General features: G+C 66.0%; 14 protein-coding genes. 8 read left to right on the top strand and 6 right to left on the bottom strand.

The annotated features are described in order from the left end of the window. Together ACYQ5L_RS38250 and ACYQ5L_RS38255 are read right to left on the bottom strand one after the other, a co-directional pair. Positions 1 to 963 carry a DUF389 domain-containing protein gene (locus tag ACYQ5L_RS38250; RefSeq protein WP_459963110.1) on the bottom strand — a complete coding sequence of 321 codons (963 nt, stop codon included), beginning with the start codon at positions 961 to 963 and terminating at the stop codon, positions 1 to 3. A gap of 37 nt (positions 964 to 1,000) precedes the next feature. Further along, on the bottom strand, positions 1,001 to 1,924 hold the full coding sequence (locus ACYQ5L_RS38255) for a DMT family transporter (RefSeq protein ID WP_459963111.1): 924 nt from the start codon (positions 1,922 to 1,924) through the stop codon (positions 1,001 to 1,003). A gap of 70 nt (positions 1,925 to 1,994) precedes the next feature. On the opposite strand from ACYQ5L_RS38255, the gene ACYQ5L_RS38260 reads away from it, so the two are divergent. Next, positions 1,995 to 2,537 carry a CGNR zinc finger domain-containing protein gene (locus ACYQ5L_RS38260; RefSeq protein ID WP_459963112.1) on the top strand — a complete coding sequence of 181 codons (543 nt, stop codon included), beginning with the start codon at positions 1,995 to 1,997 and terminating at the stop codon, positions 2,535 to 2,537. Here ACYQ5L_RS38260 and ACYQ5L_RS38265 read toward each other — a convergent pair. Beyond that, positions 2,442 to 3,863 (bottom strand): glycosyltransferase family 87 protein, encoded by a 1,422-nt coding sequence (locus ACYQ5L_RS38265; protein ID WP_459963113.1) that lies wholly within the window; start codon positions 3,861 to 3,863, stop codon positions 2,442 to 2,444. The genes ACYQ5L_RS38260 and ACYQ5L_RS38265 overlap by 96 nt on opposite strands. Positions 3,864 to 4,057: 194 nt before the next feature. On the opposite strand from ACYQ5L_RS38265, the gene rpsF reads away from it, so the two are divergent. The 5 genes from rpsF to dnaB all read left to right on the top strand — a co-directional run bounded on the left by rpsF (position 4,058) and on the right by dnaB (position 9,070). Beyond that, a complete protein-coding gene (gene rpsF, locus ACYQ5L_RS38270) occupies positions 4,058 to 4,348 on the top strand; it encodes a 30S ribosomal protein S6 (RefSeq protein ID WP_067533214.1) in 291 nt (96 codons plus the stop codon). A gap of 104 nt (positions 4,349 to 4,452) precedes the next feature. After that, the gene (locus ACYQ5L_RS38275) at positions 4,453 to 4,998 is read left to right on the top strand and encodes a single-stranded DNA-binding protein (RefSeq protein WP_379193723.1); all 546 of its coding nucleotides are present in this window, start codon (positions 4,453 to 4,455) and stop codon (positions 4,996 to 4,998) included. A 31-nt stretch (positions 4,999 to 5,029) separates the two neighbouring features. Further along, positions 5,030 to 5,299, top strand: a complete 270-nt coding sequence (rpsR, locus tag ACYQ5L_RS38280) for a 30S ribosomal protein S18 (protein ID WP_379193724.1) — start codon at positions 5,030 to 5,032, stop codon at positions 5,297 to 5,299. A gap of 17 nt (positions 5,300 to 5,316) precedes the next feature. Further along, on the top strand, positions 5,317 to 5,772 hold the full coding sequence (rplI, locus tag ACYQ5L_RS38285; RefSeq protein WP_379193725.1) for a 50S ribosomal protein L9: 456 nt from the start codon (positions 5,317 to 5,319) through the stop codon (positions 5,770 to 5,772). 652 nt (positions 5,773 to 6,424) lie between these two features. Beyond that, positions 6,425 to 9,070: a replicative DNA helicase gene (dnaB, locus tag ACYQ5L_RS38290; RefSeq protein WP_459963115.1), complete on the top strand. Its 2,646-nt coding sequence runs from the start codon at positions 6,425 to 6,427 to the stop codon at positions 9,068 to 9,070. A 599-nt stretch (positions 9,071 to 9,669) separates the two neighbouring features. Here dnaB and ACYQ5L_RS38295 read toward each other — a convergent pair. Then, a complete protein-coding gene (locus ACYQ5L_RS38295; protein ID WP_459963116.1) occupies positions 9,670 to 10,752 on the bottom strand; it encodes a CSLREA domain-containing protein in 1,083 nt (360 codons plus the stop codon). A 140-nt stretch (positions 10,753 to 10,892) separates the two neighbouring features. Further along, entirely contained in the window at positions 10,893 to 11,465 is a 573-nt protein-coding gene (locus tag ACYQ5L_RS38300) for a TetR/AcrR family transcriptional regulator (RefSeq protein ID WP_459963117.1), read from the bottom strand. Positions 11,466 to 11,546: 81 nt separating this feature from the next. Here ACYQ5L_RS38300 and ACYQ5L_RS38305 point away from each other — a divergent pair, with 81 nt between their 5' ends. Then, complete coding sequence (locus ACYQ5L_RS38305) at positions 11,547 to 12,179, top strand: NAD(P)-dependent oxidoreductase (protein ID WP_459963118.1); 633 nt, start codon at positions 11,547 to 11,549, stop codon at positions 12,177 to 12,179. Between the two features lie 53 nt (positions 12,180 to 12,232). On the opposite strand, the gene ACYQ5L_RS38310 is transcribed toward ACYQ5L_RS38305, so the two are convergent. Further along, the gene (locus tag ACYQ5L_RS38310) at positions 12,233 to 12,775 is read right to left on the bottom strand and encodes a dihydrofolate reductase family protein (RefSeq protein WP_459963119.1); all 543 of its coding nucleotides are present in this window, start codon (positions 12,773 to 12,775) and stop codon (positions 12,233 to 12,235) included. A 135-nt stretch (positions 12,776 to 12,910) separates the two neighbouring features. Between ACYQ5L_RS38310 and ACYQ5L_RS38315 the strand changes: the two genes are divergently transcribed. Next, positions 12,911 to 13,810, top strand: a complete 900-nt coding sequence (locus ACYQ5L_RS38315) for a LysR family transcriptional regulator (protein ID WP_459963121.1) — start codon at positions 12,911 to 12,913, stop codon at positions 13,808 to 13,810. The last annotated feature ends 121 nt before the right edge of the window (positions 13,811 to 13,931 follow it).

A 13,931-nucleotide genomic window follows, 5' to 3' on the forward strand; every position in this document is an offset into this window, starting at 1 on the left:
TCACAGCATGCGGCGGGGCAGCGCCATGTGCTTGGCCCGCCGCACCGAGATCCGGGACCAGACGGCCTGCTGGAACGACAGCGTCGCCCAGCCCGCCGCGGCCATGCCCGCAATGTTCACGACCAGCTGCAGGGTGCTGCCCCATACCGCCGAACCGACGCCGAATGCCGTTCCGAGCGCGATATTTCCGGCCGCCGGAATGGTGGTGACCGAGATGAAGACGCCGGACAGGCCACCGGCCTTCTCCGAGGTGAGCGCGAGCACGCCCGCCGCACCGGCCACCACCGCCACGATGAACGACCACTTGTCCGGGGTGTAGATGAACGCGGTGCTCGGGCGCTCACCGGTCACGTCGTCGATGGTGATCCAGCCCAGCCCGCGGCCGATGAGGACCAGCCCGATGGTGATCGCGATGGCGGCGATGAAGCCCAGCAGCAGGGTGCGAATCGCCAACCGCCCCAGGACCCAGCGCCGCCGCACCAGGGCCACGCCCAAGGCGGCGATGGCGCCGAATTCGGGGCCGAGGACCATGGCGCCGATCACCAGGATCTGCGAATCCAGCACAATGGCGATGGTCGCGATAATGGTCGCCAGCGTCATGAAACTCAAGTAGGTCCAGTTGAGTTCGCTCTCCTCGTAGGAGCGCTGCGCCACCTGCGACCACACCACGGCATCGGCACTGCTGCCGGGTGTGCGAATGTCCGCTTCGAACCCCTTGCGCGACAACCAGGTTCCCACCGGCTCCAATTCGATGGAGCCGGCGTGGTGCACCCGCATCAGGCGCAGGTTCTGCACGATGTCGTTGGCGCCCTCGCGGGCCACCTGGGCCATGATCAGATCGCCGGCCGGGCGGACGGCGGCGCCGCGCAGGACGGCCAAGCCGCTGACGGCCTCGTCCTTGTCCAGCAGTCCGACGATCTCGTCGGTCATAGTGTCGGGAGCCATGACACGCAGGTGCAGCATGCCGAACAGTTTGCCCTGCCAGCGGCTTTACGGCTTCTTATCGATGTGAAACCGGCAGTGGTGTCGCGGGTTCCGGGACGGGCGTGGGTGGTGTCGCGCGGCGGGAGGCCAGCACCATGCCGACCAGGCCCGCACTCAATCCGACAATGGTCAGCGGCCCGACCCGCTGATCGACCAGCCACCAGGCCAGCACGGTGGTCGCGGCGGGCGTGGCGAACAGGAAGCGGCCGACCCGGGTGTTGTCCCAGCGCAGCAGCATATGGTTGAACAGCAGGAACGCTGCCATGGAGTTGATCAGCACGATCCAGGTCATGGCGGCGGCGAAGCGGCCGGGGTCCGAGACGTGGAAGTCGTGGCCCAGCGCGGCGATCACGCCCGCGAACGGGGCGCTGACGGCGACGTGCAGGGCGGTGGCGGCGCGCGGGTCGATGCCGGGGGTGAAGCGTTTCTGATAGACGGTACCCAGGCTCAGGCCGGCCAGGCCGATGACGCACAGCAGCAGGCCGATCAGGGAGAACGCGGATTGGTCGACGACCGCCAATCCGACTCCGAGACCGCCGATTCCGAAGCCGAGCCATTGCCGCGGGGTCACGGTTTCGCCGAGGACGCCGGCGAAGACCGCGATCACTACGGGGCTGAGGCCCTGCACGAGCGAGATGACGGCGGCGCTGACGTGCTGGCTCATGGCGGTGTAGAAGCCGCCGAACTGGACCATCTGCATGAGCAGGCCCGCGATCAGGGTGTGGGCGAGCAGTCGGCCGCGCGGCCACACCGCGCCGGCGAGGAGGGCGTAGACGAGCAGGAGGGCGCCCGCGACGGCGAAGCGGGTGCACAGCACCAGCATGGGCGGGGCGGATCCGACGCCGATGATGCCGGCGATGAAAGCGCTGCTCCACATGAGGATCAGGGCCGGAGGGGCCGCGAGTTCGAACAACCGATTGTCCACAAAGCCTCCCACCACGTAACCACCTAAGACGGTTATCACCGTGGCATCGCCCTCGGTAACCTGTCAAGGCGGTTACTATGGAGGGGTGTTCGGCTTCGTCAGTGGCAACCTCGCGCTCGACTTCATCGGCACGGTGAAGGGGCGGCGCAGCTATGCCGCGGAACTGCTACCGACGCCCGCCGACTTCGGGACCTGGACGGTCGCGGCGGGACTGCTCGACACCGCGCCGGAGTGCGATGCGGACACGCTGGCGCAGGCCGTGGCGCTACGGGAGGCGGCGTATCGGATGGCCCTGGCGGCCATGGCCGGCGAACCGCTCGCGCTGCCCGATCGCAAGGTCGTCAACGCCCTCGCGCACGGGGCGCTGCCGGAGATCACGCTGCGGGCCGACGGGACCGTGCGCCGTGTGGGCACCGCGGATCGTGCGCTGACCGAAATCGCCCGCAGCGCAATCGAATTGTTCGGCGGGCCGGATCGGAATCGAATCAAGGAATGCGGGCGGTCGGAATGCACCCGGCTCTATGTCGACACCTCACGCGGCGGTTCGCGTCGCTGGTGCGATATGACCGTATGCGGAAACCGAGCCAAGAGCGCGGCCTTTCGCGCCCGGCATACCGAACATTCCTAGCGTGCGCGACGGGGCCGAGACGAAGGCGAAGAAGAACACCACCAGCAGTACCGCCCGGCCCCAGACCCCGAATTGCACTATGTGCTCTTCGAATTCGGCCGGATAACCGGAACCGAGTTTGTAGAAGTAGCGGAAAACGCCGATGCCGATGGCCGCATCGGCCAGCAGATACACGCCGATCAGCGACCAGCGCACTTCCAGGAGCACCAGGAACGGGATCAGCCACAGGGTGTACTGCGGTGAATGCACCTTGTGGAACAACAGGAATCCACACAGCATGGCGCCGCTGACCCCGACCCACGGGAACACGCCGGTGAGCACGTGGCGGCGCATACCCAGCCAGACCGCCAGCCCGAACGAGGCCAGCACCAGCAGCGGCGAGGCCGTCGACACCACATCCTGGAAGGTGGCCTCGGAGTCGGCGCCGGCGCCGAACATGGGCCGCAGACCCCAGTACCAGATGGAGTTCGTGGTGATGTCGGCCTGACGCAGCTGCTGGAAGGTGATGGACGCGCGCCAGCCCTCGTAACCGGCCAGCGCGAACGGCAGATTCACCAGCACCACCGTGCCGATGGCCGCCGCGGCCACGGCGATGGCGCCGCGCACGTCGTACCGCCGCACCTGCCAGTAGTCGGCGCGGTCCGGCTCGCCGAGCAGCACGTGAATCAGCAACGGCAGCACGAAGATTCCCGGATACAACTTCAGGCAGAAGCCGATGGCCAGCAGTACCGCGGCCGCGATTCCCCGGGCCCGCAACGAATACCGGGTCATTGTCGTCACCACATAGATCGCGGCGACCGCGGTGAACACCACCGGCAGTTCCCAGTTGTGGAACGCGTACAGCACCAGCGGCGGCCCGGCCGCCCACAGCAGCGCCGCCCGACCCGCCAGTTTGGTCAGCATATAGGCGGTGAGCAGCGCGAACGGCGCCAGAATCAGCGCCGTGTGCAGCAGGAACGCGGCATCGTCGTGCGCGCCGATGGCGCCGAGCCACATGAGCAGCCCGCTCAGTACCGGATATTCGACGACCCCACCGGTGAGCGCCCCGTCCGCGGTGATGCCGCCGGACACGTACGGGAAGACGTGCTCGTTGATATCCCGTCCCAGCCACAGCAGCTGGATATCGGAATAACAGACGTTCGCGTCCTTGTAGATATCGAAGATCGTGCTGCGCCCCGAGCCGTCGAACGGCGGGCCCGCGCACCGCGCCTTGTTGAAATAGGCCAGCAGCAGCGTGAACGCGCACACCAGCACCGAGGTGAGCGCGATCACCGAACCCGCCGCACGGCCGGTGACCGGAGCGCTGGTGGCGGGTCGGTTCGACATGGGGACCACCCTAGGCGGCAACACCCCGCCCACGCCCGTTCTACTCGGCGAGTATGTGCGAAGTTCGCCCGCTCGGCACCCGATTTCGCTGCTCAATGGGGGTTCATGTAGCCTTGGCGGGTTGCTGACGCAACGAACCCTCCTGCCACGGAAAGTCCGTGGCCGTTCACAGTCCACAGGAGGTGATGAGGTCCGTGCGTCATTATGAAGTGATGGTTATTCTCGATCCGAGCCTGGACGAGCGCACCGTTGGCCCGAACCTGAACACGATGCTCGGTGTCGTGGGTCAGGAAGGTGGCAAGGTCGACAACGTCGATATCTGGGGCCGCCGTCGTCTGGCTTACGAAATCGGTAAGCAGAGCGAAGGCATTTACGCGGTCGTCACCCTGACCGCCGAATCCGCCACCGTGAGCGAGCTCGACCGCCAGCTGGGGCTGAACGAGTCGGTGCTGCGCACCAAGGTGCTGCGCCTCGACAAGAAGTAGCCCGTCCTCCCGCACGTGCACTCGTAACCGTCGGTGCCTGTCTCTAGGCTGACTGGCAACAGCGCGAGTGCAATTGCGGACTGCACCGGAAAGCAGGAGGAACCATGGCAGCAGGCGACACGGTCATTACCGTCATCGGAAACCTGACGGCTGACCCCGAGCTTCGATTCACGCCCGCGGGCGCGGCCGTCGCGAACTTCACCGTCGCGTCGACTCCCCGTGTGTTCGACCGTAATACCAATGAATGGAAAGACGGCGAAGCGCTTTTCCTGCGCTGCAACATCTGGCGTGAAGCTGCGGAGAATGTCGCCGAGAGCCTGACCCGGGGCTCGCGAGTGATCGTGAGCGGACGACTCAAGCAGCGCTCCTACGAAACCCGCGAGGGTGAGAAGCGCACGGTCGTCGAACTCGAGGTCGACGAGGTCGGTCCTTCGCTCAAGTATGCGACCGCGAAGATCAACAAGACCACCCGCGGCGGTGGTGGCGGTGGTTTCAGCGGCGGCGGCCAGGGCGGCGGCGGAGGCTTCTCCGGCGGTGGCAGTGGCGGAGGTCGTGGCGGGCAGCAGAGCGCCGGCGACGACCCGTGGGGCAGTGCGCCCGCGGCCGGCTCCTTCGGGGGCGGCCAGATGGATGACGAACCGCCGTTCTAAGAGAACGGCTCTCAGACTTGGAGTAAAGACAATGGCCAAAGCACCGGCACGCGAAAAGGTGCTCAAGAAGAAGGCCTGCACCTTCTGCAAGGAAGACAAGGCAGGCAAGAAGAACAGCACCGCCGGCGCCAAGATCGATTACAAGGACACCGCGCTGCTGCGCAAGTACGTGTCCGATCGCGGCAAGATCCGCGCGCGCCGGGTGACCGGCAACTGCGTGCAGCATCAGCGCGATATCGCTGTCGCCGTCAAGAACTCTCGTGAGGTGGCGCTGCTGCCTTACGTGTCCACGGCTCGCTGAGAAGGGAAGACACAGCAATGAAGTTGATTCTGACTGCTGATGTGGATCACCTCGGTGCGCCCGGCGACACCGTGGAGGTCAAGGACGGTTACGGCCGTAACTACCTGCTCCCCCGCGGCCTGGCGATTGTCGCCACCCGCGGTGCGGAGAAGCAGGTCGAGGGCATCCGCCGGGCGCAGGACGCCCGCAAGGTGCGCGACCTGGACCACGCCAACGAGCTGAAGCAGGCCATCGAGGGCCTGGCCGCCGTGACGCTGTCGGTGAAGACCGCCGGCACCGGCAAGCTCTTCGGTTCGGTCACCGCCGCCGACGTCGCCGCCGCCATCAAGGCCGCCGGTGGCCCGGTTGTGGACAAGCGCAGCATCGAGCTGCCGAAGGCTCACATCAAGAGCACCGGCAAGCACAACGTCGTGGTGCACCTGCACCCGAGCGTTGCCGCCAAGTTCGACCTGCAGGTCAACGCCGCCGAATAACTCGGCTTCGATTCGGAGGCCGCCCTTCGTACTTCACCGTGCGTGGGCGGTCTCCGATTCTCGTTTGCCAGGTAGTGCTCCCGGTTTGCCCGGGAGTCGCTTTTTCGCGCCCCGGGCAGCGGTGGCGGGCTTTCGCCGTGCATGACCCGTAGCGTTTGCCCAGGGTGTGGATTACGAAGCAAACCAACCATTCTCGTTGTGCGCCAGGTCACAAGCTGGGCATATGCTGTTCACCCAACACGCCCGGACGGCGTCGTCCAGCGACACGCCGCACAGTTTTGATCCACAGTTGCGAACAGCGAGAAATAGGTCACTACCTGCGCGTTGACCAGTCGAACCCACTGTTGTCCCCAAGTAATACACAGGGGGTGCACAACAGCGGGTGAACAACCCCCACCTTGTCCACAGTTGTGTGCACAGCTCGGTTTGGCAGCTGCCCATCCGGTCGCCTAGGTTCGCATCCATTGTCGTGACCACAGCCCCGGGGACGGCACGATTCCTCCACCACCACCCGGCACCAAGGGTTTGCCGACGCGCGCCCGCGACTCGCCAGAGCCGCCCGCGTGCCTGACCGAACCTGTCGGTGCACAGGCGTACAACGGGTGATCGAGGGATATCGAATCCGGGCCGAGGAGAGAGGACGGTCGATCTGATGGCAGTCATCGACGATCGCGGCCACGATGATCACGGGCCCTCCGAATACCAGGACACCCCCGGCGAGGACTTCGGCCGCCAGCCACCCCACGACATGGCCGCCGAACAGTCCGTCCTCGGCGGCATGCTCCTCTCCAAAGACGCCATCGCCGACGTAGTCGAGGTAATCCGCCCCGGCGACTTCTACCGTCCCGCACACCAAGCCGTCTATGACGCCGTCCTCGACCTCTACGGCCGCGGCGAACCCGCCGACCCCGTCACCGTGGCCGCCACCCTCGACCGCCGCGGCGACCTGAAGCGCATCGGCGGCGCCCCCTACCTCGTCACCCTGACCCAAACGGTCCCCACCGCCGCCAACGCCGGCTACTACGCCGAAATCGTTGCGGAGAAGGCCATCCTGCGCCGCCTCGTCGAAGCCGGCACCCGCATCGTCCAATACGGCTACGCCGGCGCCGACGGCCAAGACGTAGCCGAAGTAGTGGACCGAGCCCAAGCCGAGCTCTACGACGTCACCGAACGCCGCTCCAGCGAAGACTTCATGCCCCTGGAGGAACTCCTCCAGCCCACCATGGACGAAATCGACTCCATCGCCAGCCGCGGCGGCATCTCCCTCGGCGTCCCCACCGGCTTCACCGAGCTCGACGAACTGACCAACGGCCTGCACCCCGGCCAGATGATCATCGTCGCGGCTCGACCCGGCGTTGGTAAGGCGCTGGCCCTGGACACTCCGCTGCCGACTCCGACCGGCTGGACCACCATGGGCGAGGTCGAGGTCGGCGACGAACTGATCGACGCGCACGGTCGCCCGACCCGTGTCGTGGCCGCTACCGAGGTCATGACCGGACGCCCTTGCTATGAGGTCGAATTTTCAGACGGCACAGTCATAGTCGCGGACGAGCAGCACCAGTGGCTGACGGAAACGCGGGCATCGCGCCGCTCGGCCCAGCAGGCCGCGACCGGATACCATCGCTACCGCAATCAGCGCACCTTCGCCGAAGTCCGCACAACCGCGGAAATCGCCGCGACTGTTCGCTGCGCCACCGCGGACCGCCGAATCAACCACTCGATCACCAATGCCGAGCCGCTGCAGCTGCCCGAGCGCGAGCTGCTCGTCCCGCCGTACACTCTGGGCGCCTGGCTGGGCGATGGAAGCTCTGCTTGCGCTCAGCTGACCACAGCCGATCCCGAAATCCTCAGTCGCATAGAGAATGAGGGCATCGTGACGGTGCCGTCGGAGACGGTCGCACTGCGCTACAGGCTGCAGCTTCCTGCCGAGGACGCGATCCGGCCGCGCAACTGCGTGGTCTGCGGTTCCGAATTCGTCCCCTTCACCAGCGAAGTCCGCACCTGCGGACGCTCGTGCGGTGGCAAGGCACGCTTCGTCTCCGCCGCGGTGCCCGCTCCGACCTGCCCGCACTGCGGGGGTCCGTCGATCGGGCTGCGTATGTGCCAAACCTGCCGCAACAGCATCGGATCCGTACAGGCCCGGCTGCGCACCATCGGTGTCCTCGACAACAAGCACATACCGGTCGACTACCTCCGTGCGTCCGAACGGCAGCGGCGGGCGCTGCTCGCGGGCCTGCTCGATACCGACGGCACTGTCACCAATGGCGGATCGGTGCAATTCAGTGTCACCAACGAGCGCTTGGCCCGGGATGCCGAGGAACTGATCGTCAGCCTCGGTTACCGCTGCCAGCTGTCCACGAAGCGTGTAGCGGGCCGCACCGAGGCTTCGTCGACCGCCTACACCTTGACTTTCGCGACCGAGGACGAGGTCTTCGGCCTGAGCCGAAAAGAGCTGCTGCACAAGAAACGTCGTGGCGCCACGAATACCGCGCGCTCCGGCTCCCGTTTCATAGTCGACGTCCGCCCCATCGACAGCGTCCCCGTCCGCTGCGTAGAGGTCGATAACCATGGCCACCTCTATCTGGCTGGCCGCTCGATGATTCCGACCCACAATTCGACCCTGGGCATGGACTTCATGCGCAGCTGCTCTATCAAACACGGCCTCGCCAGCGTCATTTTCTCATTGGAAATGAGTCGCACCGAAATCGTCATGCGCCTCCTATCCGCCGAAGCAAAAATCAAACTCGGCGATATGCGCTCCGGCCGCATGAGCGACGACGACTGGACGAAACTCGCCCGCCGCATGAGTGAAATCAGCGAAGCCCCGCTGTTCGTGGACGATTCGCCCAACCTCACCATGATGGAGATCCGCGCCAAGGCCCGACGCCTCAAGCAACGCCACGATCTCCGACTAGTCGTGGTCGACTACCTCCAGCTGATGACGTCCGGCAAGAAGGTCGAGTCCCGCCAGCAGGAAGTCTCCGAATTCTCCCGTAGCCTCAAGCTCTTGGCCAAGGAGCTCGAGGTCCCGGTAATCGCCATCAGCCAGCTGAACCGCGGCCCTGAACAGCGAACGGACAAGCGCCCAATGGTGTCCGATTTGCGCGAATCGGGAAGTTTGGAACAAGATGCCGATATGGTCATTTTGTTACATAGGCCCGATGCCTTCGAACGAGATGACCCGCGCGGCGGCGAAGCCGACTTGATTGTGGGTAAGCACCGAAATGGCCCGACTGCAACGATTACCGTTGCACACCAGCTGCATCTGAGCCGATTCGTCGACATGGCTCGCGGATAGGCCGCGAGTTCAGACCAGATGGTGGGGGCAGCTTCTTACCCGATCAGATTCATCCATTCATTGGCGCCGGCGCGATAGCCGAACCGGGTGTTGAGGCGGCTGCTCGGCGAGCGCGGGTCGATGGCCGTCGAGCACACGCCAAGCACGCCTACTTCGATGAATCACCCCGCAAAGCCCCACGAGCTCGAGCGGTGGATCCTCGGCCCTTCGAGGGAGGGAACCAGGGGTGGCCGCGAGGGATGGTGGCTGGTTAGTCGCTGGGGCGGGTGGAGAGGGAGTGGATGATGCGGCGTTCTACGGCATAGCGGGACCGCACGTAGGCGGAGACTAGTTGCCGGAACATTGCTAAACCCTTCGTCGTCGTCATTGCGGAGAGAAGGCTAGCAGGGGGTGGTGGGGGGTGAAAGGGATTATTCGGGGTGGGTCGGGGGCTTCAGGGGTCCCGCGCGGGACGGCTGGCCGGGCCGGCCTCAGCGGTTGGAGCCGGTGGAGGAGCCGGAGACGAGCATGGACATGATCCAGGTGAAGGCTTGGCCGAGGTTGGTCATCCAGTCGCCCGCATTGAATGAGCCCATGGGAAGTGCCTTTCGTCGTGGGCGTCAGTGGCCTGCACCGGGGTGGATCGTGTCGCCGGTGGCGATGAGATCGCAGGAGCTGTCGTCGCTCAGGTTGCCGCCGGTCGAGATGATCTGGGCGAAGACCGTTTTGCAGTTCTGATCACCGAGCGTGGAGGTATTGGCGGTAATGGTGGTGCCGCGCAGGATGAGCGTGCCCATGGCGGGGTTGACGGCGTCGGTCAGTTGGTACGGGAGGGTGTCCAGATAGGCGGGGGCGATATTGATTCCGCCGCCGCCGTCGGTGGCCGAATTGCGGGTGACCAGCGAATCGATGAGGACCACCTGCCCGATGCCGCGAATATCGAGGCCGCCGCCGCGCCCGGCGAAACCGCCGGGGCGGTACCAGCGCACGGGGTTGGTGACCCGATTGTCGGAGATGACGGTGCGGGTGAAGGTGCAGGTGTTGTCGCAGCGCACGCCGCCCGCTTCGCCGGAGGCATTGTGGGTGACGAGGCTGTCGGTCATGGTGAGGTCGGCGACCGGAATATTGAAGATGCCGCCGCCGTAGTCGGCGGCATTGCCGGTGACCGTGACGCGATCGAGTCGCAGCTTTCCGGAGTTGGCGATGCCGCCGCCTCCGGTGTCGTAGAAGGGGATTTCGCGCTGGGCGGTATTGCCGCCGGTGATGGTGAGGTCCGCGAGGGAGATGCGGGCGGTGGTGAGCATGACGCGGTCGATGTGGCCGGCGTCGATGATCGTTTCGTCCTGCCCCGCCCCGATGACGGTGGTGTCGGCGGTGAGATCCAGGTCGCCGGTGGTGGGGTCGATGAAGGGGCCGTTGATGTTCAGCGGGTTCGGGGGAATGGTCAGCCGGTAGCGCCCGGGCGGGATGACGATGGTGCTGCCCGGGCGGGCATTGGCCGCCTGCACGGCCGCGCGCAGCGTGCATTCACCGGTGTGGGTGCGGCATCGGCCGTCGAAGGGGTCGGCCGCCCGGCCGTCCGCGGTGGTGGTCACGGTGAACGTGGCCGCGATCGGATCCGGTTCCGCCGCAGCGGGACTCGTGGTCAGGAAGAGTCCGCTCAGCAGGACGGTGCCGAGTACGGCCAAGGATGAGTTCCTCATCGACGTGCTCCCACGCAGAACAACGCTTGTACACCGGTCGTTCTACCCGCTCCGGCCAGCGGTTCGGAGCGGAATCGTGGAATGTCGTCACTGTTCCCAAAGCGGTTGTGCACCAAGCACAACCGCCGGGCGAATGGGCCTCAGAGCGCGCGGGCCAGGGTGCGGGCCAGGCGCTCGATGGTGTCCCCGGGCACCGGGTCGGCGTCGGGACCCGCCGCGTAATAGCGCAGAAACGCCTGATGGAAGCAGGTGCCGTCGAGCAGGGTGGCGACGGCCTCCAGATCGGCGTCGGCGGAGACGCGACCCAGTTCCTTTTCGGCGCCGAGATATTCGGCAATGCGCCCGATAGCGCGTCCCGGACCCGCCCCGTGGCGATTCATCTGCTCGCGATGGGCCGCGATGCGCGTGTGCTCGGCGAGCAGGCCGCCGAACAGGGGCAGAGCGCGTTGATAGAAGGCCGAGGTGGCGCGGGCCATGCCGGCGAGATTGGCTTCGACGGTGGCCGAGCCGGGCGTCGGCTGCAGTCCGTCGAGAGCGGGCATGCGCTCGCGCAGCACCTGCACGATCAGGTCTTCCTTATCGGCGAAGTTCTTGTACAGGGTGGCCTCGGAATAGCCTGCCGCCCTGGCGATTTCACGCGTGGTAGCGCGCGCCACGCCGCGCTCGCGCATGATGTCGGCCGCGGCGTCGAGGATGCGGTCGCGTGCACTCATCCGAATCTCCCTGTTGACAAGTGAGCAAGTACTTACTCACTATAGGTGAGTAAACACTTACTCACCTCAGAGGGGTACGAAATGCGAATCACGATCTTCGGCGCGACCGGCGGAACGGGCAGCCGGCTGGTGCGGACAGCACTGGCGGACGGCCACGAAGTGACGGCCGTCGTGCGCGGGCGGCACACGCTCACCGCACACCGGAACCTGCACGTCGTCACGGCCGATGTGATGAACCCGGGCGAGATCGAGGCGGTGGTGGCCGAGGCGGACGCGGTGCTCGACGCGGTGGGCTCCCGTGACAAGGGCCCGACGTCGGTGGTGGCGGATGCCGCCGAATCCATCTGCAAGGCAATGGAGACCACCGGCTCCAAGCGGCTGATCATCACCAGCAACAGCGCGCGCATCGCCGGACCGGGTGACGAACCCTTCACCCGTTTCGTGGTGAAGCCCCTGATCCTGCGCCCGCTGCTGCGGCACAGCCTGAACGATATGGCCCGGGCGGAGGAAGTCGTACGGCGCAGCCGCCTGAATTGGACGATCGTGCGGGCGCCGCAACTGACCGACAACAAGGCCAAGGGCAGCTACCGCACCGCCGTCGAACGCAATGTCGTGTTCGGAATCCGCATCACCCGCGACGATCTGGCTCGCTGCATGCTCGATCTGATCGATGCGCCGCAAGCGATCCGGGCGCACGTCAACGTCGCCAATTGATCGATGCGACAACGGCGTACGGGGATGGCCGCAACCGGGGCGGCCATCCCCGTTCAGGCCGCGGCGGGGCGGTAGGCGAGGACGACGGCTCCCGAGCCGAAGGTCTGGGTGGTGGACAAACGCCAGGTGGTGGGGCTGATGCCGGTGTGGAACAGCCGACGGCCGACGCCCAGCACGGCTGGGTGGATGCACAGCCGGAGTTCGTCCACCAGGCGGTGTGCGATGAGCTGGTTGACCAGCGCGATGCCACCGTAGACGAGCAGGTCCTGCCCCGGTTCGGATTTGAGTTTGGTGATCTCGGCGGTGAGCTCGCCGTCCAGGACGATCGTGTTCCAGCCCGGCCGGTCGAGCGTTCGCGACACCACGTACTTGGGAATCTTGTCGAGGCGGTTGGTGAACGCCTCGGATTCGGTGCGGGCGTGCCACATTCGGGGCAGCTGCTGATAGGTGACGCGGCCGAGGAGCAGCGCCCGGCTCGTCATGAGCTGCCCGAGCTGATATCCGGCATGGTCGTCGTTCCAGAACGGAGCAGTCCAGGAAGGGTTTTCGACGACCCCGTCCACGGACATGTCCATCAGGACGACGATCCTGCTCACCGGCGCGCCTCTCTGTTGCCGTCCATTGCGTTCAGTTCCATTACAGTGCAATGCCTTCCAGGGTGGGCGGCGCGCGTGCGGCGGACAAGATCGGAATCTGGCACGCTGTATTGAGCGGTGCTTCACGATGCGAGGATGGAAATGCTGGAACGGATGGAGTTGGAGGCGTTCCTGACCCTCGCCGAGGAATTGCACTTCGGGCGCACCGCCGAGCGGTTGCATGTGACGACCAGCCGCATCAGCCAGACCATCCGCCAGCTCGAAAGGCGGATCGGCGCACCGCTGTTCGAGCGCAACAGCCGGACGGTGGCCCTCACTCCGGTGGGCAAGCAGCTGCGCGACGATCTACGGCCGGCCTATGAGCAGATCGCGGCGGGCGTCACGGCGGCCAGTCGCGGCAACAATGTCCAACGGGAGATCACGGTCGGATTCTCGGCGCCCTGGTGCGGGAACCTCATTGTGCGGGCCACCGATCTGTTCCGGATCCGGTATCCCGACAGCGTCGTCACCGTGGAGGAGATCCAGCTGGCCGACCCGCTCGGCCGGATGCGCTCGGGTGCGGTGGATCTACAGCTCACCGAGTTCCCGATCGCCGAACCGGACATCACCACCGGACCGATCATGTTCTCCGAACCGCGGTCGCTCATGGTCCCCGCGGGGCATCCGTTCGCGAGCAGGGACTCGGTCTCGATGGAGGACCTGGCCGATGCCACGCTCATCACCATGGCCGCGGACAATATCCCCCGCTACTGGATGGACTACTACTTCCCGCGCCGCACCCCGTCCGGCCGCCCGATCCCGCAGGGCCCTGCCACCACCTTCTGGATGGAGGTGCTGGTGCACGTCAGCAATGGCATGGGCGTCAGCACGGTCTCCGCGCGCGCCGAGCGTTTCCATTCCCGTCCCGGCCTGGTCTTCGTCCCCTTCCACGACGCGCCGCCGATCGACTACGGCCTGATGTGGCCCACCGCCGGCCGCAACCCGCTCGTGCAGCCGTTCATCGAGACGGTCCAGGAGGCGGCCGCCGGCGAGTGATCGTTGATCCTCGCTTCACGATCCGTTCCGAAAGCGCTTCTTGTCGAAGGGCTTCCATACCAGCGATGCTCTGGTGGTCGACTTGGACGACCTCCGGCCACGAATCACACAGTGCGCTGGA

Source organism: Nocardia sp. IFM 10818 (assembly GCF_054655275.1).

What these genes read in the sequence shown, in the direction of transcription:
- ACYQ5L_RS38265 (WP_459963113.1), bottom strand. Translation starts at nt 3,863, where the DNA reads ATGTCGAACCGACCCGCCACCAGCGCTCCGGTCACCGGCCGTGCGGCG.
- ACYQ5L_RS38295 (WP_459963116.1), bottom strand. Translation starts at nt 10,752, where the DNA reads ATGAGGAACTCATCCTTGGCCGTACTCGGCACCGTCCTGCTGAGCGGA.
- ACYQ5L_RS38300 (WP_459963117.1), bottom strand. Translation starts at nt 11,465, where the DNA reads ATGAGTGCACGCGACCGCATCCTCGACGCCGCGGCCGACATCATGCGC.
- ACYQ5L_RS38315 (WP_459963121.1), top strand. Translation starts at nt 12,911, where the DNA reads ATGGAAATGCTGGAACGGATGGAGTTGGAGGCGTTCCTGACCCTCGCC.
- ACYQ5L_RS38275 (WP_379193723.1), top strand. Translation starts at nt 4,453, where the DNA reads ATGGCAGCAGGCGACACGGTCATTACCGTCATCGGAAACCTGACGGCT.
- dnaB (WP_459963115.1), top strand. Translation starts at nt 6,425, where the DNA reads ATGGCAGTCATCGACGATCGCGGCCACGATGATCACGGGCCCTCCGAA.
- ACYQ5L_RS38250 (WP_459963110.1), bottom strand. Translation starts at nt 963, where the DNA reads ATGCTGCACCTGCGTGTCATGGCTCCCGACACTATGACCGACGAGATC.
- rpsR (WP_379193724.1), top strand. Translation starts at nt 5,030, where the DNA reads ATGGCCAAAGCACCGGCACGCGAAAAGGTGCTCAAGAAGAAGGCCTGC.
- ACYQ5L_RS38305 (WP_459963118.1), top strand. Translation starts at nt 11,547, where the DNA reads ATGCGAATCACGATCTTCGGCGCGACCGGCGGAACGGGCAGCCGGCTG.
- rplI (WP_379193725.1), top strand. Translation starts at nt 5,317, where the DNA reads ATGAAGTTGATTCTGACTGCTGATGTGGATCACCTCGGTGCGCCCGGC.